The sequence below is a fragment of the Clostridium sp. genome, assembly GCF_050717515.1.
Lineage (GTDB): Bacteria > Bacillota > Clostridia > Clostridiales > Clostridiaceae > Clostridium_AD.
Genome location: NZ_JBOITL010000019.1, coordinates 34,515 through 57,366, shown reverse-complemented (window position 1 = coordinate 57,366; position 22,852 = coordinate 34,515). Strand labels below are relative to the sequence as shown.

Sequence of the window (22,852 nt, the reverse complement as noted above, 5' to 3'; positions counted from 1 at the left end):
AGTATACACTTTTTCTTTTTACTTATTAAAATCTACAGATACTATTTTTGATACTCCCTTTTCCTCCATGGTAACACCATACATTACATCGCTAGCTTCCATGGTTCCTTTTCTGTGAGTTATTATAATGAACTGGACATTATCAGAGAATTTGGTTAAAAATTCTGCATATCTAACTACGTTTGCGTCGTCGAGAGCTGCCTCAATTTCATCTAAAATACAAAAGGGTGTTGGTTTCATCTTTAAAATAGCAAATAATAATGCAATGGCGGATAGCACTTTCTCCCCACCAGACATTAAACTTATGTTTTGGAGTTTTTTACCTGGTGGTTGTACGTTAATATCAATTTTAGCTGTAAGTTCATCGCCTTCTGTAAGTATTAAATCCGCACTTCCACCTTTAAACAATTCTACAAAGGTTTCATGAAAATTTTGTCTTAATATGTCAAAATTTTCTGCAAATATTTCCTTCATTTTTTTAGTCATTTCACATATTACAGTTAATAATTCATCTTTAGATAACACTAAGTCTTTTTTTTGCACATCCATAAAAGTAAATTTTTCTTTTACTTCTTTATATTCTTCAATAGCGCCTACATTAACTTTCCCCAGCATGGATATATTTCCTTTTAGTGTTAAAATCTCTTTTTTAAGCTTATCAATGTCATCAATTTCATTTTTAAATTCTAGCGCTTCTGCATAGGTTAATTCAAAATCTTCATTCAGTTTTTGGTAATAATTATCCTTTTCCGCGCCTATTTTTTCAAGAGTAAGCTCACTTTTATAGGAATCTTTCTCACTTTTTTCTAGGACTTGCGAAACACTCTCTAACTGTTCCACACTTATTTTTATTTTTTCTTTAATTTTAATCCTTTGAATTTCACTCTCTTCAAAGTTTTTTTCCATCTCTTCTAATGTGTCTTTTATTTCACTGGCTTTTTGCTCACCACTTTGTATTTCATCTTCACTTATGTTCTTATTTTGCATCGCTTCTTGTATTTCTTTAGAACATACTATTATTCTATTATTATATACTAGCATTTCTTCATTTAACCTTTGAATTTCAGAAACCTTATTACGTATTGTTTCGTCAACTCCAGCTTTTTTTATCTTAGCATCAATAATAGATGCTTTTATATTCTCAATTTCTTGCAATCTATCTTTTAATTTTAAAAAAACCACACTTAATTTTTGTCGTATTTCATCTTTTGAACATGTCAATTTACAAACAGACATATTCTTTTCTTCTACTTCACTATTGTCATTTTTTAGTTTGCTCTCTTCTGACAATTTTTCAATATTCAAGTTTCTCATATTATTTTTCAGCCTATTTGTTTCATCTTCTATTGTATTTAATTTAGCTTCCATTTTTGTTTTTTCAATATTTTCTAAATGGACCTTATCCTTTAAGTTTATGTTTTCTCCCTCTAATCTTAAAGTTTCAGATTTATTTTGTTTTATTTTTTCTAAATAAATAAGGGATTCACTTTTTAAGATGTTTAAATCTTTAGCCAATTCTTGTATTTCTCTTTTTCGGCCAATTATACTTGAGGTTTTTGAATATATGCTTCCGCCAGTTAATGACCCACCAAGGTTTATAACCTCTCCTGATAATGTAACAATCTTATATCTAAAATTATTTTTTTTAGATATATGCAAGGCTGAGTCCATATCTTTACATATAATTGTTCTGCCAAGTATAAAAGAAATGACTTCACTAAACTTCTCATCATAGCCTATTAGTTCACTGGCAATTCCAACAAAACCAGGATCATTTTTAGTTTCACTGTCAATTGTTAGCTTTTTACCTTTAATAATGTTCAAAGGTAAAAATGTTGCACGTCCAAGATTATTTGCCTTTAAATAAGTAATTAATAATTTTGCCACAGTTTCATCTTTAGTTATCATGTGTGATATGGTACCGCCTAAAGCAATTTCTATAGCTACTTCTAAGCTTTTTTCAACTTTTATAACTTCTCCAAGTACAAAGCATTCATTAATATTGCCTACTTTGCCTTCATTAATATGCTGCATTAAATTTTTAACTGATTTATTATAACCTTCATGCTTCTTTTCTAAAGCATTTAGCACATTAAAATTAGCTTCATTTTTATTTATTTTAAAATTATAATTTTTCATGGTTATCTCGTCATTATTTAAATCCTTTTGAAGTTTACTAATTTTCTGCTTATTTTCCAGGAGTAGATTTTCATAATGAAGTATTTTCTCTTTAAATTCTTCCATTTGGCTTTGAAACATTATTTTTGTAGTGGCATTAACTTCTATTAAATTATTAAATTCTTCAATATTATTTTTCAAAAAAGCTATTCTTTTTTTAGCACTATCTAGATTATTATTTAAAATTAATAATCTATTGGTAAGTGAAACAGTTTTCTCAATGCTTTTTTGTTCTTCTTCCTTAAGGAATTTAGCTTCAGTATTTTCAACTGCTATGTTTTCTTCAATAGTCTTAATTTTTATTTCCTCTGACTGAATTTTTTCTTCTATTTCTATTTGAGTGTTTTTTATATTGCTTAAAGAATTCTCTATTCCATGTAGATTAAGTTTGAAATCTGACAGTTTTTCATTAATTGCATCACTGTCTTTTGATGTTTTATGGATGAGTTTCACTAAATTTTCTATTCTTTCATTTAAAATATTTATTTCCGAAATACTATTTTGGTAAATTAACTTATTGTTATAATATAATTGCTTTTCTTCTTGATTCTTATTGTCAAATTTTTCAAATTCAGTATTCCAATTTTCAACATCCAGCTTTAACTGCGTTTTTTCCGCTGTAATTTTTATAACTTCTAGCTTTAATCTAGAGCATTCCTCTTGCGTTATTTTAATTTTTTTTTCAACTTTATTTATAGCATCAATAATTATGCTAACTTCTTTACTTTTTAATTGTTCAAAAAATTTTAAAAATTTCTTTGCCTTTTCACTTTCATTCATTAATGGTTCTAATCTTTCTTCATAAGTACTCAATATGTCTTCTATTCTAATAAGATTCTGCTGGGTGATGTCCAATCTCTTTTCCGCTTCTTCTTTTCTGCTCTTAAACTTCACAATTCCTGCAGCCTCTTCAAACAGCTTTCTTCTTTCTTCTGTTTTTCCACTTAATATAGCATCAATTTTGCCTTGACCAATAATTGAATATCCTTCTTTTCCTATGCCTGTATCCATAAAAAGCTGTTGAACATCTTTTAATCTACAAGATGTATTGTTTATTAAATACTCACTTTCTCCTGACCTATATAATCTTCTTGAGATTGTGACATTAGAATAATCAATATCCAGTTCGCAGTCACTATTATCTAGTGTCAAGGCAACCTGTGCAAGGCTAACAGGTTTCCTAAACTGTGTACCTGCGAATATAACATCCTCCATCTTATCTCCTCTTAGATTTCTTACACTTTGTTCTCCAAGAACCCATCTAACAGCATCAGAAATATTACTTTTACCACTTCCATTAGGTCCAACTACCGCTGTAATGCCCTTTTTAAATGTTAATTCTGTTTTATCTGCAAAGGATTTAAATCCTCTTATTTCAATAGATTTTAAAAACATGATAACACTCTCCTATTTTACCTAAATAACATGGGCAATACAATACTCAATGTAAAAATTATAACCACCCCATAAACCATTACCTTTGTATATTTATCTCTTTTTTTCTTATTCATAATTCACCTCATATTTTTATTTTGTAATATCCTTAATATAGAAAATAAAAGTATATATTACTACAAATTTAGCAAGTGCAATATATCCTTTATTTAATGTGCTAACCGCTAGAACTTATCTGTTTAATTTAAAATTATTCTATTATATAGTTTATAGCATTTACATGAAAATATCAATTACTAGACTAACAATAAATTAAGAAAACCGTGCATGCACGGTTTTTTTACCTTGGTTCAACTATGAATTTTATAGCTGTTTTTCTTTCTCCATCTATGGTTATTTCCACAAAAGCGGGAATTACTACTAGGTCCATACCATTTGGTGCAACAAACCCTCTAGTAATGGCAATAGCTTTTACAGCTTGATTTACGGCTCCAGCACCTACAGCTTGTAACTGCGCAATTGAATTCTCCCTAAGTGCTGCCGCTAATGCTCCTGCCACTGATTTAGGTTGTGAATTTGCTGATACTTTTAATACTTCCATCATCTATTACCCCCTACTAAATTCCTTGTTACAGATACTATAGACAATATATTCTATACAATAAATTAAAATCCTTCTTTATATTTTTTATGAGCATACTCATATATGCTCATATTAATACATTTTTCTTCTATGCATACGCTAATACTTCCACGTTCTATAGTGATATCTTGAAATACTTCTATTAAATTTGTAGCTATTTGTTTCTTTATATCATAAAAAAAGCTTTTTCCATTAGCATAAAGTTTTGATATATCTTTTGGATTTATTTTTACTAAAACTGAATTAACAATAATATCATTTTTAATATTATCCATTATGGCATCATATAGCATATCATTATATATACTACCTTCAACCAGCTCTCTAAATGCAGGATGAAATGGTCCTGCAACTAAATCATTACCCTCTGAAATTTCCTCAGTAGGCTGTAATCCTATTCTGATAACGTTTATTTTGTTTGCCATCATCATTAGGTAAATTAGCTTACTTATATTTACTGCTTCACTTAATGAATAAGGTCTGAATGTTTTATTTTCATACATTTTTTCCATAGGCGTATCTTTAATTACAAGTGCCGGATATATTCTACAAATATCCGGTTTAAGAGCAATAACACCTTTAGCCGTATCTATATCTCTTTTTATATTATCTCCTGGTAGGCCTATCATAATTTGATGCCCTAAGATAAAACCATATTGCTTTATAAGTTTTGAAGCACGTTCTACATCACGCGCAGTATGCCCTCTACCTGATTTTAATAGTACCTCCTCGTCCATGGACTGTACTCCTAGTTCTATAATATCTACAGTGTATTTTTTAAGAATACGGAGTACACTATCGTCGATATAATCTGGTCTTGTAGATAACCTAATGAATTTTATTTTATTACTATCTTTAAACTTCTTCGCAACAGTTAGAAGTTCTACCTGCTTTTCTGTTTTTATAGCTGTAAAAGTTCCTCCAAAAAATGATACCTCAATAATAGCTTCATCATTGTTTATTGTTTTTAAATATTCATTTACTGTTTTCTCCACATAGGCTGCGTCAACTTTTGATTTTGTTCCTGTTATGCTATTTTGATTGCAAAACACACAATCATGCGGACAGCCTTCATGTGGAACAAAAATTGGAATAATGTAATGCAAATTACTCATGCATATCCTCCCGACTTATCATAACTTCTTTGGCTGCATTTTGCTCTGCTTCTTTTTTACTAAGCCCCTGACCTGATCCACTTATAGAACCATTTATTAATACATCAACAAAAAATTTCCTTTTATGTGGTGGTCCCTCAAATTTTACAAGTTCGTAGCAAATATGAACCTCTCCATTTTGCTGTAATATTTCCTGAAGCTTAGTCTTGTAATCCAAAACTATCTCATTACTAATTGCTTTATCAATAGTTGCTTTAAAGTTATTAAGTATAAATGCCTTTGAATATTCTATTCCGGAGTCTAAATATACAGCAGCTATTACTGCTTCAACACAATCAGCCAATATTGAAACTCTATTTCTACCACCAGTAATTTCCTCACCTTTACTCATGTTCATATACATTCCAAGGTTCCATCCACTTGCAATATCACACAGTGAATTTTCGCAAACAATTAGAGATCTAATTTTAGTTAGATAGCCCTCATACTTTTCTGAGAAATTAGTATATAAGTATTCGGATATAATAAGTTGTAACACTGAATCGCCGAGGAACTCAAGCCTTTCATTAAATTCAACTTTTTTTTTCTGATTTGCAAAGGAACTATGGGTTATTGCGGTTTTTAATAATTCCTTATCACTAAAATTTAATCCTAGCTCATTCTCAAGGTCCTGTAATTTTATATTGTTCTTCATAAATCATTGCTCCTTTTAGGAAGTTTATTTAAATATTTTTTATGACCTTAGCCATTTTTATCAAGTTTATTATTCAATTTACTCCCCCAAACCTAATAAATCATCTCCTGCGGAGCTGCCATTAACGACTTCATAAGAAGATTTAAATTCCCACTGACGTTTTCCTTCTGAACTGTCGTTAAAATAACTAGATTTGATTTTTATAATAAATTCAAAAATAAGTTTGAAAAAGCTAAAGGCCCGCAATACTGCGGAGCCTTATATTATTCTTCGGTGTGGGCTTTAATATATTCTACTACATCGCCTACAGTAGCAATTTTCTCAACATCTTCATCAGGAATTTCTATATCGTACTCTTCTTCTAGGGCCATAATTAATTCAACAATATCAAGAGAATCAGCGCCTAGATTATTCATAAAAGATGATTCCATTTTTATTTCTTCTTCATCAATACTTAACTGTGATGCTATAGTAGCTCTAATTTTTTCAAACATAATATTTTCACCTCCTTAACTTTCTCTAAAATATATTTATTACAAATCACTACTTATATTCTTTTCTTGCTGAGATAATTTTTCGATTTCCAATTTCAATTTTTCTACAACATTATTTTCATTAAATATTATAGCTTGTTTAATGGCATTTTTAAAAGCTTTGGCATCTGAACTTCCATGGGCTTTTATACAAATCCCATTTACTCCTAGAAAAGCAGCACCACCATATTCTTTATAGTCAAAATCTTTTTTAAACTTTTTAAAGACTGGTTTTAATAACATTCCTCCAAGCTTGGTTCTAAAAGAACTCATTATACCCGTTTTTAATATATCAAATATATTAGCAACTGCGCCTTCGTATAGTTTTAAAATTACATTTCCCACAAACCCATCACATACCAGAATATTAGTTTCTCCAGTAGGTATCTCTCTAGCTTCCACATTACCTACAAAATTTAAATTTGCTTGTTTAAGTAGTTTATGAGCTGATTTAGAAAGTTCGTTACCCTTTTCTTCCTCAGTCCCTATATTTACAAGTCCTACAGATGGATTTGATATTTTTAGAATATTTTCAAAATATGTTTTACCCATAAGTCCAAATTGTACTAAGTAATGAGGCTTACATTCTGCATTAGCTCCACAGTCAATTATCATAAAAGGGCCACTTTTACCTGGCATTATAGGTGCAAGTGCCGGTCTATCTATGCCTTTTATTCTTCCGACTATAAGTGTACAGCCAGCTAAAAAAGCACCGGTACTTCCTGCTGAAATTATAGCATCTGCATCCCCACTTTTTACAAGATTCAATGCTTTTACAAGGCTGGAATCTTTTTTACGCTTAATAGCCATTACTGGATGTTCACTTGTACTAATAACCTCTTTTGCATCAACAATTTTTATTCTATTACAATCATAGGTATATTTCAATAGCTCACCACGAATTAATTCCTCAGAGCCAGTTATTAATATATCTATATCATACTCTTTTACAGCCGCAACGCAACCTTCAACCACAGCACTTGGAGAAAAATCTCCACCCATTCCATCTACAACAACTACCATTTTAAACCCTCACTTTGAATTTGCCTTATAAATAAATATAATATATATAAATTATATTTATATATATTATATACTAAACAGTGCAAATATTTCTAGTATTATTAATACTAGAATGAAATATAATTATATTTTATTTACCATAACTATATTTAAATAATAAAAAAAAAGTCTTTCGACTTTCTTTTTATTTTGGTTCCATAACAATAACTTCTCTATTTTTGTAATAACCACAGTTTTTACATACTCTGTGAGAAAGTTTCATATCGTGGCATTGAGGACACTCAACTATTCCTGGTAAACCAAGTTTAAATGTTTGCGCTCTTCGAGAATCTCTTCTACCTTTAGAAAATTTTCTAGCTGGATTTCCCATTGTAACACCTCCTTAATCAGTTAAAAACAGTTCTTTTAATTTTGCCAACCTTGGATCAACATCGTCAATAGCACATTTACATGTACTATGATTTAAATTAATTCCGCAATGATGGCATAAGCCTTTACACTCTTTACTACAAAGTCTTTTTATAGGCAACATAGAAATGATATTATTTTCCACAATTTCATCTAAATCTAATCTATCATTATTAATAAAAATAATATCCTCATCTTCACTCTTTAGAGTTTTCGACAATCTCTCATTTAATTCAATATTTATTGAATATGAAAAAGTCTCAAGACACCTAGAACAAGCAAGTAATAGTTCTGTCTCTATCTTTCCAGATAAATCTATTTCATCGCCATTCGGTTTTAAAATCAAATCTAACTTAACTGGTTTAGAAAATTGTATAAATTCATTTTCATAAAAAAACTTATCTTTTTCTAAATCTAAATGAATTTTTTTTCTTGTGTTTTTATTACTAAACAATTCTGAAATATCTATTACCATATTATCCACTCTGAAAAACTAAATAACATTTAGTTTTTTCTCATATAAAGAAAATCTTTATACCTTGTATAAAAAATATACAGCTCGAGCAAAGCTTCTGCGTCCCTCCTAACTAAATAGTTTTTTGCTTACATCAAACACAGACTATTATATAAACAATACGATAAAAAGTCAAGATTTATTTATCATAGAAATTAACAATATCTTTATTAAAGACTTTATTTTATTAAAGCCTGCGTGTCTCTTGCAATTACTAATTCTTCATTTGTTGGTATAACAAATATTTTAGTTTTAGAATCCACTGTATTTAATTCCACAGCTTTTCCACGAACCTTATTCTTAGATTTGTCTAAAACTGCTCCCAAAAATTCTAAGCCATTACATACGTCTTCTCTTGTTTCTGGAGAGTTTTCGCCAAGTCCAGCTGTGAATATAATTGCATCTACGCCGCCCATTACTGCAGCATAAGATCCTATGAATTTCTTAACTTTGTATGAGAATATATCAAGTGCCAATTGAGCTCTATGATTTCCATCTTCCCATGCAGCTTTTTCTATATCTCTAAAATCACTACTCACTCCAGATATCCCCAGAACTCCTGATTTTTTGTTCATTAAATCATTTACTTCGTCAATTGTTAAATTTAGCTCTTGCATTATATATATTATTATAGCTGGGTCTATACTTCCACATCTAGTTCCCATAGCTATTCCTTCAAGTGGAGTAAATCCCATACTTGTTTCTACAGATTTACCATTTTTTATAGCAGAAACACTTGCTCCATTTCCTAAGTGGCAAGTTATTAATTTTAAATCTTTTATGTCTTTACCCATCATTTCTGCAGCTTTTTCTGAAACATATTTATGAGATGTACCATGGAAGCCATATTTTCTAACACCATTGTTGGTATAAAGCTCATATGGTAGTGGGTATACATATGCAACCTCTGGCATTGTTTGATGGAATGCAGTATCAAATACGGTTACCATAGGTGTATCTGGCATTAATGCTTTGCAAGCATTGATTCCAATTATATTAGCTGGATTGTGAAGTGGTGCAAGTTTTGAACATTCCTCAAGGTTTTTCATCACTTCATCATTAACTATAACTGATGAAGCATATTTTTCTCCACCATGAACAATTCTATGTCCCACAGCGCCAATTTCTGATAGTTCTTTAATAACACCATGCTTCGGATCTACAAGCGCTCCAAGCACTAACCTAATTGCATCTGTATGATCTTTCATTGACTCTTCAATAATATATTTCTGGCCACTGGCCTTTTGAGTTAATATTGATCCTTCTATTCCTATTCTTTCTACCAGGCCAAGCGCTAAGCACTCTTCATTTTCCATGTTTATTAATTGATACTTTAATGATGAACTTCCACAGTTTATAACTAATATTTTCATTAAATTCGCCTCCCAAGCCATATGTGTTTTTGAATATTTATTATATATAAAACTATTTTTGAATTTGAGCTTGAACTGCAGTTACGGCAACAACATTAACTATATCTTGCACACTGCACCCTCTTGATAAATCATTTATTGGCTTCGCAAACCCTTGACAAACTGGTCCAATAGCTTCAGCTTTTGCAAATCTTTGTACTAATTTGTACCCAATATTTCCAGATTGTAAATCTGGGAAGACTAATACATTTGCATTTCCAGCTACAGTACTATTTGGTGCTTTTTGTTTTGCTACACTAATATCTATAGCTGCATCTAGTTGAAGTTCTCCATCAATTTGTAAATCTGGTCTAGCATTTTTTGCAATTTCAGTAGCTTTTGCAACTTTATCAACTAATTCATGCTTTGCACTTCCCATAGTTGAAAAAGATAACATCGCAACCTTAGGTTCAAAATTACATAAACATTTTGCATTATCTGCAGTACTTATAGCTATGGATGCTAATTCCTCTGCATTAGGACTTGGATTAACAGCACAATCTGCAAATAAAAGCAGACCATCTTCACCATATTCATTAGTAGGTAATTCCATTATAAAGAAACTTGAAACAACCTTAATTCCTGGTGCAGTTTTAATAATTTGCATTCCAGGTCTAAGTAAATCTCCTGTAGTATGTACTGCTCCTGATACTAATCCATCGGCGTCTCCCATTTTAACCATCATGGTTCCAAAATACAATGGATCCTTTAATGTCTCTGCGGCTTTTTCCAGTGTCATTCCTTTGTTTTTTCTTAATTCATAAAATGCTTTTGCATAGCCATCAGTTTTTTCAGAAGTTTTTGGATCTACAATTTCTATACCCTCAATGTTAACGCAAAGCTTAGTTGCCTTTGTTTTTATTGCAGTTAAATTACCTATTAGTATTACCTTAGCTATTGAATTATTTTTGATGATTTCACTAGCTCTTATAGTTCTTTCTTCCTCACCTTCTGGAAGTGCTATTATTTTCACATCTGATTTTGCCATTTTACATATTTTCTCTATAAATGCCATTCTTATTTCTCCTCTCAGTTTTTATCAACTTATATACACTAATAATATACTACTTTTCCGGTATACATTTCAACCTAAAATATAAAATTCCACTACATATATTGTATTTTATTTATTCGTAATTTTCGCTCTTTTTATTTTATCCTTGAATATATATGCTTTTATTAATTTGTATTATATAATATGTTTAAATAATAAAAGTTTTCACCGCCCTCCAAAAAAATATTGTACTGTTTTCTTCGGCTTATATTTACACATAAATTTTTAGCTTATAATTAATATAGTTGTAATTTATCTAATTATATTTATATGAGCTTTCATGAGGTGATTAAATGAATATTTCAGGTATAATTGTTGAATATAATCCATTGCATAATGGTCACGTGTATCATATTAATAAAACCAAAGAACTCACAAATTGTGATGCACTAATTTGTGTTATGAGTGGCAATTTTGCTCAACGTGGAATTCCATCTAGTATAGATAAATGGACAAAAACTAAAATGGCACTAAACAACGGAGTAGATTTAGTAATAGAGTTACCCGCGATTTACAGTCTTTCTTCAGCAGAATTTTTTTCCTACGGCTCTGTGAGTCTCCTAAATAGCTTAGGCATAGTGGATAATATTTGTTTTGGTAGCGAGCAGGGTAATATAAGGGACATCTACGATATTTCAAATATACTACTTAAGGAGCCTATTGAATTTAAATCATTATTAAAAACTTATTTATCTAAAGGTATTGTTTACCCAAAAGCCAGAGCTAATGCACTTTATGATTATTTAGTAAGTTCCAAAAATGAGATATCAAAATTATTATCAGATAATTTCCTAAGTTCGCCTAATAATATACTAGGTATTGAGTATTGTAAAAGCTTAATAAAGTTAAATAGTTCAATTACACCCTATACCTTAAAAAGAGAAGGTGCCTCCTATAACAATAACATGCTACATAATGAATTTTCAAGTGCCACGGCTATAAGAAAATTCATTAAAGAAAATGGTACACTAGAGGATCTCAAAGGTCATGTTCCAAATTCAGTATTAGCCGAAATCCTAAATTTATACTCGAAAAATTACAAATTCACCTTTGAAGATTCCATGTTTCCATACATAAAACATAAATCTGCTACATCAAAAAACTCATTAGTAAACTTACCAGATGTGTCGGAGGGTCTTGATAATAAGATTATTAAATCCTTACAAAATAATTTAAGCTACAACAGTACCCTAGAAGATATAAAAAGCAAACGGTACACCTATACCCGGATTAGCAGGATATTATGCCAATATTTTATAGGATTTGATGGCTTTGATTCAAAAGAATTAAGAGCATTGTCTTGTCCTTATGCCCGTGTTTTAGGATTTAATTCAAAGGGAAAGTCAATTCTAAAATCCATAAAATCAAACAGTAGCATTCCACTTTATACTAAACTCCCTAAAGAACACAATGATACCTTAAAGCTGGACATTCAGTCTACAAGAGCTTATAGCATAATAAATAGCAGTATAAACCCTAATAGCGATTATTTGATATCCCCAATAATTGTAGATTAATCATCTTCTTCGTAGCTGTTAACCATCTTCTTCGCAGATTTAATATTAACAACTCCAAAAGGACATTTACCCCCTTGTAGACCTCTGGGGAGATAACAATTCTCAATTGTTATCTCCCCACTGAAGTTTTCTTTTATATTAACCACTTCAATACATAAGTTTATTAAATTTCAAATATATTTAATAAAGAAATACTTTAAAAGGGGTTTAAAATTGAAGTTACTATTAGTTATAATATTGCTTCTCATAATATTCTTATTATTTAAACTATTTAAAACTTTAAATATAAATATTTTAATAACAATAATTAGTTCCCTTGCTATTCTACAAATAATATTAGCACCAAATATTTGTATAAAGTATACCATATCTGGTGCAAAATTGTTTTTCAACGCTGTTTTCCCTTCTCTTTTTCCATTTTTAGTTGTAATAAACATTATAATAGGCTATGACGGTATTCATATTTATTCTAAATTATTAGGCAATATAATTTGTAAACCCTTAAAACTAACTAAAGAATGTAACTTTGCACTGTTAATTAGTGTATTATGCGGGTACCCCTTAGGCGCAAGGTATACTTGTGATTTGTATGAAAAAAATCTAATTGATTTAAATACCTGTGAAAGATTGCTAAATATAGCTTCCAACTCCAGCCCTCTATTTATTATAGGTTCAGTAGGTGCTTCTATGATGCTAAGTGCTAAAATTGGTTATATATTATTACTTTCTAATCTTCTATCCTGCATATTTATGGGATTTATTATTCCATCAAAAAATTCTCTTTATAAAATCAAGAATAAAAATAGTAATTTTTCTAAAAACACTGCCTCCTCTACAAATATTGGTATAATATTTAAAAACAGTATTGAGGATGCCCTAAAGAATACTTTAAATATAGGCGGTTTTATCATAGTATTCTCTGTAATAACTGGAATAATAAAAGACAATGTGCTATTCCACATTGTCCTTAATAAGATTTCTTTAATTATTGGTCTTTCTGAGGATTTTATAGAAGGATTAATATTAGGGTTACTCGAGGTAACTAATGGATGCTATTTAATAGCTTCTAGTAATTCAAGTTTATATGTAAAACTTCCAATTTTGAGTTTTTTAATTGCTTTTAGTGGTTTATCTATAATTTCTCAAGTTTATAGTTATACTTATAAACACGATGTGTCAATAAAAAAATACATCCTTCGAAAATTCATTCAAGGCATAATTTCTTCAATTTTAACAATAATTTTATATTATATTTTTCCTTGGGCCTCATCTATTTTTACCTTTAATAATATGAATTTATATAACAGTAGTAATTTATACTTTTTAATACTCTTAATTTTGTTTATCCCACTACTGCTCATAAAAATAATTAGACTATTTCATAGTTCTTAATTCTTTAACGTTTTCTCTTATTGAAGTTGTGGTATCCGTAACTTCTTCTTGCATAGATATTAAGAATGTTTGAACATCCGATTTAATTTTATGAAGCATTTGTTGACCTTTTAACTCAATTTCTTTATCTAATTGAGATAATATTTCATCCGCATAGTCCTTAGCCCCTAGCCTCATAATTTTAGCATCTCTTTGGGCTGCAGCTATTATTTCTTCAGCCCTTGTTTGTGCTTCTTTAACTAGGTCTTGCTTTTCAACTCTTCTTCTTATTTTGTCAATGGTCTCTTCCTCGAAAATTTTAGCTTGTTTTTTTGCATCAACAAGAATTCGTTCTTTTTCATCACAGATCCACTGAGACTTCTTAAATTCATCTGGCAAGTGATTTACAATTTGATCAATTATATCCAATATTTCTTTTTTATTTATTACTGACTTACCTGTAACAGGTATTTTAGACGAACTCTCAATAATTTCTTGAAGATATTCTAAAAGTTTTATAACATCCATATTTTTCCCCCTATTTAGAATTAATTTTCCTCATAATATCTGGAATAATCTGATCAGGTACTAATCCCTTAATACATCCTCCAAACATTGCAACCTGTTTAACCGAGGAAGAACTTAGATAGCAATACTCTGCCTTTGTCATCATAAACATAGTTTCCTTAGTTGGATCCAATTTATTATTCATGGATGCCATTTGAAACTCATATTCAAAATCCGAAAAAGCTCTAAGGCCTTTCACAATAACTCCCGCTTGCTCTTTATTCATCAGATCAACAAGTAAGCCACTAAACTTCTTAACCCGTACATTAGGCAAATCCTTCACTAAGCTTTTTATTTGATCTACTCGCTCGTCTACAGAAAAGAGATTTTTTTTCTCAGGGTTAACAAGTACTCCTACAATTAATTCATCAAAAACTCTAGCCGCCCTCTCAATAATATCTAAATGTCCGTTAGTTATTGGATCAAAACTTCCAGGGCAAATTGCTTTTTTCATGTTATTCCTCCATGTTTTCCTTTGGTATACTAATACTTAAGAATTATTAACTTATTTGTATTCATAGAACAATACAGTTGTATTTCCATATTTTCTCAAATCAGAAAGATGAATAATAGAGTTTCCCTCATATACTTCTTCCGAGGTATCTATTTTGCAAACAATCAATCCATCCACACTTAAAAGTTTATTTGCTGCAATAATCTCAATAGCGGGTGGAATCATATCTTTAGCGTAGGGTGGATCTATAAATATTAAATCAAACACAATTTTTTCCTGCGCAAATTGTTGCATATATTTATAGGTGTCACCTTTTAAGCAGATGCATTTATCATTAAACTTTAAATTATCTACATTCTTCTCTAGCATCTCAAATGTGGTATCACCCATGTCAATTAAATAGCATTTTTCAGCTCCCCTGCTTGCTGCTTCGAGACCTAAGCTACCGGTACCTGAAAACATATCTACCACTACCGCATTTCTTGTTCTGTCTTGGATTATATTAAATATAGCTTCTTTTATCCTATCTAATGTGGGCCGCGTTCCCATCCCAACAGGGGACAACAACTTTCTTCCTCTTGCACTTCCAGAAATTATTCTCATATGTTTATTCCTCCATCTAGCCAGTTTCGATAATATTTTAACATATTTATGTAATATATACAAAGATATTTTTCCCTAATTAAAACAAATATAATTAGAACTTTGCTGGATTTTTTCTATTATTTCATTCTTTACCTTTATGTCTTCAATATTATTACTTTGTATTAACTCTTTTGCTTCACTATTTGCTAGCTTTAATATATTAATATCCTCAATTACATCGGCTAAAATCAAACCTGATTCACCATGCTGTTTAAACCCAAATAATTCTCCTGCGCCACGAGTTTTCAAATCCTCTTCAGCAATAAAAAAGCCGTCATTACTTTTGACCATTATTTCTAATCTTTTTCTTACTATTTTGTTTGTAATATTAGCAAGTAGAATACAATAGGACTTATGTACTCCTCTTCCTACGCGTCCTCTGAGTTGGTGGAGTTGTGCAAGTCCAAACCTTTCTGAGTTCTCAATTATCATAACAGTAGCATTGGGTACATTCACCCCTACTTCAATTACTGTGGTACAAATCAATGCTTTAATTTCTCCGGTTTTAAATTTATCCATGATTTCATTTTTTTGCTTACTAGGCATTTTACCATATATCATTGCTATTTCTATAGAGTTAAAATATTCCTCTTTTAATTTTTCATAAATCACCTGAACTGAACTTAATTTCATTTCTTCATTTTCTTCTACTAATGGACAGACTATGTAGACTTGTCTTCCCTTATTAATTTCACTTAATGCAAACTCATATACATGTCTACTAGATGTCATACTTTCATAGGAGGTATCAATATTCTGCCTACCTGGGGGCAATTCATCTATTATAGATACGTCTAAATCACCATATAAATATAAAGATAATGTTCTGGGGATAGGAGTAGCTGTCATTACAAGAATATCTATATTTTTACCTTTATTGGAAAACCTATTTCTTTGCGACACTCCAAATCGATGCTGCTCGTCAGTAACAATCATCCCTAAGTTTTCAAATTCTACATTGTCTTCAATAAGTGCATGGGTTCCAATAATAATATCAATGGATCCATTCTTTAGTTCTTGTTTTATCAATTCTTTGTTTTTAGGCGATGTACTTCCAGTTAATAACTTTATTGTAAGTGGAAAATCTTTTAATACATTTTGAATTTCCTCGTAATGTTGATTTGCTAGAATTTCAGTTGGTGCCATCATAGCTGTTTGATAACCATTTTTCACCACATTAAACATGGTTATTATAGCAACTATTGTTTTACCGCTTCCAACGTCGCCCTGTAGTAACCTATTCATGCCTATATCTTTCTTTTGATCTATTAGAATCTCCCTTACAACTTTACTTTGTGCTTTCGTAAGGTTAAAAGGAAGTCGCTCCTTTAATGTTGTAAGTTCTGGAGCTATTTTGAACTTAATACCATCATTGTTAGTTTTTATAAACTCTTTTAACATTAATATTTTCAATGAATATGTAAATAGCTCTTGAAATTTTAGTCTTTTCTTTGATGCATTAAGTAATTCCAAAGTTTTAGGGCTATGAATACTTCGAATAGCCTCATCTAAAGAACAAAATCCATATTTGTCTAGAATCCATTTAGGCAAGTTCTCTGTTATCTCAATATTGCAGAGCACGTCAGATATGATTTTATTGAAAAAATTATTTGTAACATTGTTTTTAAGTGGATATGTTGCAATAATTTTATTTGTATCCATTGACGTATTTTTCACTATTTTTGGATTCATCATTGTGATTTCACCCTTAAAATTATTCACTTTGCCAGTGATAATGTAATTATTTGAAATTTTAAAGCTATTTTTTGCATAAGTTTGATTAAACCATTTACCTTTGAATTTATTTTCACCTTGGCAAAAGACTACCGTAGAAAGAGTTTTATTATTTTTTAACCTAAGATCTTTTAATATATTTAAAACAGTACACTCTACAATAATTTTTTCATTCTCCTCGCAACCTTGAATGTTTTTCACAGCAGCTACATTTTCATAATCTCTTGGAAAATATAATAAAAGATCTAATACGTTAAAAATTCCGCATTTATTCAGTGTTTCTGCCATTTTAGGCCCAACACCCTTTATATATTTTATCTCACTATAAATATCCACAAATACCACTCCAAAAATAAGATTTTAATTAATGTACCTAAGAAAAAAAGCCCTAGGGCTTTTATTCAACTGAAGCAATAAAATAATATAGTGGCTGTTTTCCATTGTAATGTTGAACGTCTATATTTGGATATTTATTCTCTAACTCGGAAATAAATGATTCCACTTCACTTATTATACAATCTTCACCATAGAAAATCGTAACAAGTTCGCTATCTTCAGTAATCATACTATCTATAACATCGGTGCAAACTTTGTAAATATCTGTTCCAACTTCTTTAATTTTGTTCTCAACTAAACCTAGTATATTACCTTGTTTTATTATTTTACCATCAGATTCAGTGTCTTTAACTGCATAGGTCACAGAAGCGGTTACAACATTTTTAATTGCTTCTTTTAGTGTATGTTCATTTTCTTCTACACTAACTTCTGCATTAAACATTGTTACGGCAGTTATTCCTTGAGGAATAGTTTTAGATGGAATAACTATTACATTTTTATCTGACAGTTCCACCGCTTGCAATGCTGCCATAAGTATATTTTTATTATTAGGTAATACAAATATATTATCCGCATTAATTTTATTAATACTATCTAATATATCTTGTGTACTTGGATTCATAGTTTGGCCGCCCTCTATTACAACATCCACACCTAAATCCTGAAAAATATTTTTAATGCCTTCACCAAGTGCAACAGACACAAATCCATATTTTTTATTTTCAATGGTATTCTCTTCAGCGGATTGCTCAGCTACTTCCTCTTGAATTCCTAATAAATTTCTATGTTGCTCTCTCATATTTTCAATTTTTATCTTAGAAAGCTCACCTAGTTTTACTGCTTTTGAAAGCACTAGACCTGGATCATTTGTGTGTATATGAATTTTAAGAAATTCATCTTGCGTCACCACAACCATGGAGTCTCCATGTTTTTCTAAGTAAGTCTTTAATTCATTAGTATCCACATTTTCAGCAATAACTAATAATTCAGTACAGTACCCATACTTTATGTCTACAGGCATATCTGTAGTTGTAGGTGGTATTATGCTATCTGATTTACTACTTTGCTTATCTGATTTATTAATGGTAGCTTGCATATTATTTTTTAAAGCTTCATGCATTCCCTTAAATATTATTAAAAGTCCCATACCACCTGCATCAACAACTTTTGCCTCTTTTAATGCTTGCAGCATATCTGGAGTTTTATCTAGCATAATTTCACTATCCTTGCAAACTTCCTCCATAAGTGTAACTACATCAGTTGCTTCACTATTAACCGCACTTTCACCAGCAGCTTTAATTATTGTTAAAATAGTTCCTTCAGTAGGTCTCATAACAGCCTTATATGCAAAAGTGGCACCTTCTAAAATACTTTTAGCAAACTCTTCAGAAGTAACCTCATCTTTACCTTCTAGGCCTTTTCCTATGCCTCTAAATATTTGTGATAGTATAACGCCTGAATTACCTCTTGCACCCATCAGTGCGCCTCTAGCTATCTTTTGCGATATTTCACTAATAGATGTAGTTGACATATTTTCAATTTCACACACTGCAGCCTTAAATGTCATTGACATATTAGTACCTGTATCTCCATCTGGAACTGGAAATACATTAAGCGCGTTTACGTATTCTTTTTGATCTTCTAACCTATTAGATGCATTAATTACCATATTACGGAAATGTTGTCCATTAATTTTTAAGTATTCCAATGTCGTTACCCCCTTAAACCCTTACACCTTGTACGTTTACTGTTATTGCTGCCACTTTTAGTCCTGTATAATTTTCAACATTATATCTTATTTTTTGAATTATATTATTTGCAATTACAGAGATTTTTGTGCCATATTCAACTATTATATAGAGTTCAATATATAGTTGATTTTCCTTAGAATGAATTTTAACTCCTTTATTTAAACCGTCACTTTTAAGCAATTGCCAAAATCCATCCTTAGCATCTTTTAATGCCATTCCCACAACTCCATAACACTCCATTGTAGAAATGCCAACTATATTAGCTAACGATTCCTCTGAATAATATATAATACCATTCTCGCTCGTAATGTTACCTTTCATTGTAATTCCTCCTTATAACGCTATATAGATTATTTTATATTATAAAGCTAATTTATTCAAGAAAATTAATTATTAAATTACTTTACTTACTAATAATTCTGTATTCCACTTGCAAGAGTAGTAGTATCTATGTTACAATAATGCGTGTTTCAATTGAGAAATTTTTTTTTCTTATTAGTCTTAAGGAGGTGTTTTCATTGTCAAGAAAATGCGAAATATGCGATAAAGGTGTTATTTCTGGTGTTCAATATAGTCACTCACACCGTCAATCAAAGAGAAAATGGGCTCCAAATATCCAAAAAGTTAAAGCTATAGTTAGCGGAACGCCTAAATCTATACATGTATGTACTAGATGTCTTCGTTCAGGAAAAGTACAACGTGCTATATAATTAGGAAATAAAAAATGCAGCTGAAAAGCTGCATTTTTTATATTAATTACATTAATATTACTCTCATTATGAGCTTTTCTATGTTATTTTCTAAAAAAAAATTTTATTATTCGAGACATAAACCTAGGTAATTTAATAGCCATAATTTTCATCTTTCTTCCCCCCCAAACATGAACTATAGAGCACCCATCTATCTTCATATCATTAACAATGATTGTTGTGATTCATTATAGTAAAGCCACAATAAACAATTCCTCCTCCCGCAGCAATTAGCCACCACCAAAATGGAACTATTACTACTGATATAATCCCTATGCCTACGCATGCAAGGATCACTCCAAGCTGATTTCCAAAACACTTATAATACTTTTTCATAAGTTATTACCCTCCCAAAGTATTCCAATATTATTATATGATTTACTGTCATTAATGTTGCAAAAATAAAAAAAACTATTTTTTTATTGAGATTATCAATAAAAAAATAGTTTTTATAAAGATATTAATCTGATGATAATATTATCATTAGGGTCCCAGATTTAAATTTAAGTTCAACCTGAGGCGCTACAAACTCATTTGAAATAGTTATGCTCTGGCCAATTTTCAAATTATAATTATTTAGTGGATATTTCGCGCCCTTAATGGTTAATCCAATTATTTCATCACCATAAGGTTGCAGAGAGAATATCTGCCCCACAGAGCCACTTAATAATGTGGAGGCACTAACTAACCTAACCTCATTGTTTCCATCCTTTACGCAAGCGTTAACCCCATTTTCCAAGCAAATTCTCAGCATTCCAATATTCCCAAGCAAATGATCAATTCTACTCCCCGTACATCCCAAAAATACTATTTCATTTGGTTTCATGCAGAGAGCTTTTTTAACTGCAATTTCAGTATCAGTAAAATCTTTTTCTGTAGGATAAATATCTATAATACATTTGCCTTTTTTAAAATAATCAAATGCCACTTTATCAATGGAATCAAAATCTCCTACTAATAAATCAGGCTCTATATTGTAATCATACAGACAATTAGCCCCACTATCAGCTCCAATTAAAAATGTATCTTCTGTAATTTCCTTTAAAATAAATTCCAGAGGCGGTGGATTCCCACCTGATATTATTATGACCTTCATGTTAAATCATCACCTTCGGTGCTGTATTTTCAACGACTTCAGAAGTATGTTTAGAACCACCCTAAAGTTTTATTTTTACTAAGATATTAGTCCCGACTTATTGTTATAAGAGATTTCCCTTCTGAAATGTCGTTAAATACCAGTTCTTAATTCTTTTATATTTTTCTCAATTTCATCATTCTTAAATATAGCGGACCCAGCTACAATTACATTAGCACCACTACGCGCAACTTCAGAAATATTAACCCCATCAATTCCACCATCCACTTGAATCATAAGGTCTTTATTATAAATATCTGCAAGAGCTCTCACTTCTTTAATTTTGTCTGAACAATATTTAATATATTTCTGCCCACCAAAGCCAGGGTTTACAGACATAATAAGTACCATATCAAGGTTACTTATTAAATGTTTAATAGAGTCCACAGGTGTAGCAGGATTTAATGCAACTCCTGCTTTAACCCCAAAACTTTTTATGTAATTAATAGTTCTATCAATATGCCTATCTGCTTCATAATGAACAGTTATAATGTCAGCTCCGGCCTTTGCAAAATCTTCTACGTATCTAGATGGTTCTTCAATCATAAGATGCACATCAAATGGTAATTTTGTTAGTTTCCTAATACTCTTAATAATTGGAATACCAAAAGAAATATTAGGCACGAACATACCATCCATTACATCAATATGAATCATATCAGCACCATATGCATCTAGCTGCTTTATATGTTCTCCTAGCCTTGAAAAATCCGCTGACAATATAGATGGTGATATTTTAATCATTTTCTATTCCCCCTAGCAATAATTTCTTCTAATGTTTTTACATAAAATTTATACCTGTCCTCGTAAATTTCCTTATGCTCTACAGCTTCTTTAACTCTGCAGTTAGGTTCCTTATAATGCATACAATTAGAAAACCTACATTCACATCTATGTTTTTCAAATTCCGGAAAACAGTATTGTAATTGTTCTTTGTCTATGAAATCTAAACTTAAAGAGGAAAATCCTGGAGTATCCAGCAAAAATCCTTCTTCATATTCAATAAGTTCACTGTGCCTTGTGGTGTGCTTACCCTTTTGGGATTTCTTACTTATATCCCCGGTTATCATAGCTTCTCTTCCAACTATATTATTGAGTATAGTTGATTTTCCAACTCCAGAAGGTCCACAAAAAACACTAATATTATTTTTTATTTTTGTTTTAAGCTCTTCAAGGCCTTCACCCTCTTTTGCTTTTAAAAATACTATATCACATCCCACACTCTTTAATTCTTTTATAAGGTCCTCATTTACTTCTTCAACTAAATCTAGCTTATTTAAACAAAGAACTATCTTTAACTTATAAAATTCACAAAGCACTAGGAATTTATTGAGCAAATCCATATTTAAATCCGGTTGTTTAAAAGCAAAAACTACAAAAGCTTGAGTAACATTAGCAACTACTGGGCGTATCATCTCATTATCTCTTTCAAAAATTTTTTCGATTACACCTTTGCTCTCGTCTACCTCCAGCATTATTTCTACTTTATCACCAATAACAGGGGAAAGTCCAGCATACCTGAACTTTCCTCTTGCCTTACATTGAATAACTTTATCTTCTACTTTTACAAAATATAATCCGCCTACACCTTTTATGATTACTCCTTGCATATATCCTCCAATGT

At 30.6% G+C, this 22,852-nt stretch carries 23 protein-coding genes; 3 read left to right on the top strand and 20 right to left on the bottom strand.

What is annotated here, in order from left to right; all coding sequences use genetic code 11:
• Positions 1-18: 18 nt before the first annotated feature.
• The 10 genes from smc to pta form a co-directional block, all read right to left on the bottom strand.
• Positions 19-3,573, bottom strand: coding sequence for a chromosome segregation protein SMC (smc, locus tag ACREV6_RS05305; protein ID WP_431576969.1), 3,555 nt, complete (start codon positions 3,571-3,573; stop codon positions 19-21).
• 340 nt (positions 3,574-3,913) lie between these two features.
• Positions 3,914-4,174, bottom strand: coding sequence for a stage V sporulation protein S (locus ACREV6_RS05300; protein WP_431577081.1), 261 nt, complete (start codon positions 4,172-4,174; stop codon positions 3,914-3,916).
• A gap of 65 nt (positions 4,175-4,239) precedes the next feature.
• A complete protein-coding gene (locus ACREV6_RS05295) occupies positions 4,240-5,331 on the bottom strand; it encodes an elongator complex protein 3 (RefSeq protein ID WP_431576968.1) in 1,092 nt (363 codons plus the stop codon).
• Positions 5,324-6,025 (bottom strand): ribonuclease III, encoded by a 702-nt coding sequence (gene rnc, locus ACREV6_RS05290; protein ID WP_431576967.1) that lies wholly within the window; start codon positions 6,023-6,025, stop codon positions 5,324-5,326. The genes ACREV6_RS05295 and rnc overlap by 8 nt, the downstream gene beginning before the upstream one ends.
• Positions 6,026-6,288: 263 nt before the next feature.
• A complete protein-coding gene (gene acpP, locus ACREV6_RS05285; protein ID WP_318010983.1) occupies positions 6,289-6,522 on the bottom strand; it encodes an acyl carrier protein in 234 nt (77 codons plus the stop codon).
• A 36-nt stretch (positions 6,523-6,558) separates the two neighbouring features.
• A complete protein-coding gene (gene plsX, locus ACREV6_RS05280; protein ID WP_431576966.1) occupies positions 6,559-7,581 on the bottom strand; it encodes a phosphate acyltransferase PlsX in 1,023 nt (340 codons plus the stop codon).
• 184 nt (positions 7,582-7,765) lie between these two features.
• Positions 7,766-7,951 carry a 50S ribosomal protein L32 gene (rpmF, locus tag ACREV6_RS05275; RefSeq protein WP_124999019.1) on the bottom strand — a complete coding sequence of 62 codons (186 nt, stop codon included), beginning with the start codon at positions 7,949-7,951 and terminating at the stop codon, positions 7,766-7,768.
• 12 nt (positions 7,952-7,963) lie between these two features.
• Positions 7,964-8,464, bottom strand: coding sequence for a YceD family protein (locus tag ACREV6_RS05270; RefSeq protein WP_431577080.1), 501 nt, complete (start codon positions 8,462-8,464; stop codon positions 7,964-7,966).
• Between the two features lie 218 nt (positions 8,465-8,682).
• Positions 8,683-9,876 carry an acetate/propionate family kinase gene (locus ACREV6_RS05265; protein WP_431576965.1) on the bottom strand — a complete coding sequence of 398 codons (1,194 nt, stop codon included), beginning with the start codon at positions 9,874-9,876 and terminating at the stop codon, positions 8,683-8,685.
• A 52-nt stretch (positions 9,877-9,928) separates the two neighbouring features.
• The gene (pta, locus tag ACREV6_RS05260; RefSeq protein ID WP_431576964.1) at positions 9,929-10,930 is read right to left on the bottom strand and encodes a phosphate acetyltransferase; all 1,002 of its coding nucleotides are present in this window, start codon (positions 10,928-10,930) and stop codon (positions 9,929-9,931) included.
• 332 nt (positions 10,931-11,262) lie between these two features.
• Between pta and ACREV6_RS05255 the strand changes: the two genes are divergently transcribed.
• On the top strand, positions 11,263-12,486 hold the full coding sequence (locus ACREV6_RS05255) for a nucleotidyltransferase (protein ID WP_431576963.1): 1,224 nt from the start codon (positions 11,263-11,265) through the stop codon (positions 12,484-12,486).
• 213 nt (positions 12,487-12,699) lie between these two features.
• Positions 12,700-13,878, top strand: coding sequence for a dipicolinic acid transporter SpoVV (spoVV, locus tag ACREV6_RS05250; protein ID WP_431576962.1), 1,179 nt, complete (start codon positions 12,700-12,702; stop codon positions 13,876-13,878).
• Here the strand turns inward: spoVV and ACREV6_RS05245 are convergent.
• The 6 genes from ACREV6_RS05245 to ACREV6_RS05220 form a co-directional block, all read right to left on the bottom strand.
• On the bottom strand, positions 13,861-14,385 hold the full coding sequence (locus ACREV6_RS05245) for an ATPase (protein WP_431576961.1): 525 nt from the start codon (positions 14,383-14,385) through the stop codon (positions 13,861-13,863). The two genes, spoVV and ACREV6_RS05245, sit on opposite strands and share 18 nt — an antisense overlap.
• A gap of 10 nt (positions 14,386-14,395) precedes the next feature.
• Positions 14,396-14,878: a pantetheine-phosphate adenylyltransferase gene (gene coaD / locus ACREV6_RS05240; protein WP_431576960.1), complete on the bottom strand. Its 483-nt coding sequence runs from the start codon at positions 14,876-14,878 to the stop codon at positions 14,396-14,398.
• Between the two features lie 51 nt (positions 14,879-14,929).
• On the bottom strand, positions 14,930-15,481 hold the full coding sequence (gene rsmD / locus ACREV6_RS05235; RefSeq protein WP_431576959.1) for a 16S rRNA (guanine(966)-N(2))-methyltransferase RsmD: 552 nt from the start codon (positions 15,479-15,481) through the stop codon (positions 14,930-14,932).
• 75 nt (positions 15,482-15,556) lie between these two features.
• On the bottom strand, positions 15,557-17,593 hold the full coding sequence (recG, locus tag ACREV6_RS05230) for an ATP-dependent DNA helicase RecG (protein ID WP_431576958.1): 2,037 nt from the start codon (positions 17,591-17,593) through the stop codon (positions 15,557-15,559).
• 61 nt (positions 17,594-17,654) lie between these two features.
• Positions 17,655-19,301 carry a DAK2 domain-containing protein gene (locus ACREV6_RS05225; RefSeq protein WP_431576957.1) on the bottom strand — a complete coding sequence of 549 codons (1,647 nt, stop codon included), beginning with the start codon at positions 19,299-19,301 and terminating at the stop codon, positions 17,655-17,657.
• A gap of 13 nt (positions 19,302-19,314) precedes the next feature.
• On the bottom strand, positions 19,315-19,665 hold the full coding sequence (locus ACREV6_RS05220; RefSeq protein ID WP_431576956.1) for an Asp23/Gls24 family envelope stress response protein: 351 nt from the start codon (positions 19,663-19,665) through the stop codon (positions 19,315-19,317).
• A 197-nt stretch (positions 19,666-19,862) separates the two neighbouring features.
• Here ACREV6_RS05220 and rpmB point away from each other — a divergent pair, with 197 nt between their 5' ends.
• Positions 19,863-20,054, top strand: a complete 192-nt coding sequence (gene rpmB, locus ACREV6_RS05215) for a 50S ribosomal protein L28 (RefSeq protein WP_164955744.1) — start codon at positions 19,863-19,865, stop codon at positions 20,052-20,054.
• A gap of 204 nt (positions 20,055-20,258) precedes the next feature.
• On the opposite strand, the gene ACREV6_RS05210 is transcribed toward rpmB, so the two are convergent.
• The 4 genes from ACREV6_RS05210 to rsgA all read right to left on the bottom strand — a co-directional run bounded on the left by ACREV6_RS05210 (position 20,259) and on the right by rsgA (position 22,838).
• Positions 20,259-20,429, bottom strand: a complete 171-nt coding sequence (locus tag ACREV6_RS05210; protein ID WP_431576955.1) for a hypothetical protein — start codon at positions 20,427-20,429, stop codon at positions 20,259-20,261.
• A gap of 124 nt (positions 20,430-20,553) precedes the next feature.
• A complete protein-coding gene (locus tag ACREV6_RS05205; protein WP_431576954.1) occupies positions 20,554-21,189 on the bottom strand; it encodes a thiamine diphosphokinase in 636 nt (211 codons plus the stop codon).
• A 132-nt stretch (positions 21,190-21,321) separates the two neighbouring features.
• Positions 21,322-21,972: a ribulose-phosphate 3-epimerase gene (gene rpe, locus ACREV6_RS05200; RefSeq protein WP_431576953.1), complete on the bottom strand. Its 651-nt coding sequence runs from the start codon at positions 21,970-21,972 to the stop codon at positions 21,322-21,324.
• Complete coding sequence (gene rsgA / locus ACREV6_RS05195; RefSeq protein ID WP_431576952.1) at positions 21,969-22,838, bottom strand: ribosome small subunit-dependent GTPase A; 870 nt, start codon at positions 22,836-22,838, stop codon at positions 21,969-21,971. The genes rpe and rsgA overlap by 4 nt, the downstream gene beginning before the upstream one ends.
• Positions 22,839-22,852 lie beyond the last annotated feature (14 nt).

What these genes read in the sequence shown, in the direction of transcription:
- smc (WP_431576969.1), bottom strand. Translation starts at nt 3,573, where the DNA reads ATGTTTTTAAAATCTATTGAAATAAGAGGATTTAAATCCTTTGCAGAT.
- ACREV6_RS05300 (WP_431577081.1), bottom strand. Translation starts at nt 4,174, where the DNA reads ATGGAAGTATTAAAAGTATCAGCAAATTCACAACCTAAATCAGTGGCA.
- ACREV6_RS05295 (WP_431576968.1), bottom strand. Translation starts at nt 5,331, where the DNA reads ATGAGTAATTTGCATTACATTATTCCAATTTTTGTTCCACATGAAGGC.
- rnc (WP_431576967.1), bottom strand. Translation starts at nt 6,025, where the DNA reads ATGAAGAACAATATAAAATTACAGGACCTTGAGAATGAGCTAGGATTA.
- plsX (WP_431576966.1), bottom strand. Translation starts at nt 7,581, where the DNA reads ATGGTAGTTGTTGTAGATGGAATGGGTGGAGATTTTTCTCCAAGTGCT.
- rpmF (WP_124999019.1), bottom strand. Translation starts at nt 7,951, where the DNA reads ATGGGAAATCCAGCTAGAAAATTTTCTAAAGGTAGAAGAGATTCTCGA.
- ACREV6_RS05270 (WP_431577080.1), bottom strand. Translation starts at nt 8,464, where the DNA reads ATGGTAATAGATATTTCAGAATTGTTTAGTAATAAAAACACAAGAAAA.
- ACREV6_RS05265 (WP_431576965.1), bottom strand. Translation starts at nt 9,876, where the DNA reads ATGAAAATATTAGTTATAAACTGTGGAAGTTCATCATTAAAGTATCAA.
- pta (WP_431576964.1), bottom strand. Translation starts at nt 10,930, where the DNA reads ATGGCATTTATAGAGAAAATATGTAAAATGGCAAAATCAGATGTGAAA.
- ACREV6_RS05255 (WP_431576963.1), top strand. Translation starts at nt 11,263, where the DNA reads ATGAATATTTCAGGTATAATTGTTGAATATAATCCATTGCATAATGGT.
- ACREV6_RS05245 (WP_431576961.1), bottom strand. Translation starts at nt 14,385, where the DNA reads ATGGATGTTATAAAACTTTTAGAATATCTTCAAGAAATTATTGAGAGT.
- coaD (WP_431576960.1), bottom strand. Translation starts at nt 14,878, where the DNA reads ATGAAAAAAGCAATTTGCCCTGGAAGTTTTGATCCAATAACTAACGGA.
- rsmD (WP_431576959.1), bottom strand. Translation starts at nt 15,481, where the DNA reads ATGAGAATAATTTCTGGAAGTGCAAGAGGAAGAAAGTTGTTGTCCCCT.
- ACREV6_RS05220 (WP_431576956.1), bottom strand. Translation starts at nt 19,665, where the DNA reads ATGAAAGGTAACATTACGAGCGAGAATGGTATTATATATTATTCAGAG.
- ACREV6_RS05210 (WP_431576955.1), bottom strand. Translation starts at nt 20,429, where the DNA reads ATGAAAAAGTATTATAAGTGTTTTGGAAATCAGCTTGGAGTGATCCTT.
- ACREV6_RS05205 (WP_431576954.1), bottom strand. Translation starts at nt 21,189, where the DNA reads ATGAAGGTCATAATAATATCAGGTGGGAATCCACCGCCTCTGGAATTT.
- rpe (WP_431576953.1), bottom strand. Translation starts at nt 21,972, where the DNA reads ATGATTAAAATATCACCATCTATATTGTCAGCGGATTTTTCAAGGCTA.
- rsgA (WP_431576952.1), bottom strand. Translation starts at nt 22,838, where the DNA reads ATGCAAGGAGTAATCATAAAAGGTGTAGGCGGATTATATTTTGTAAAA.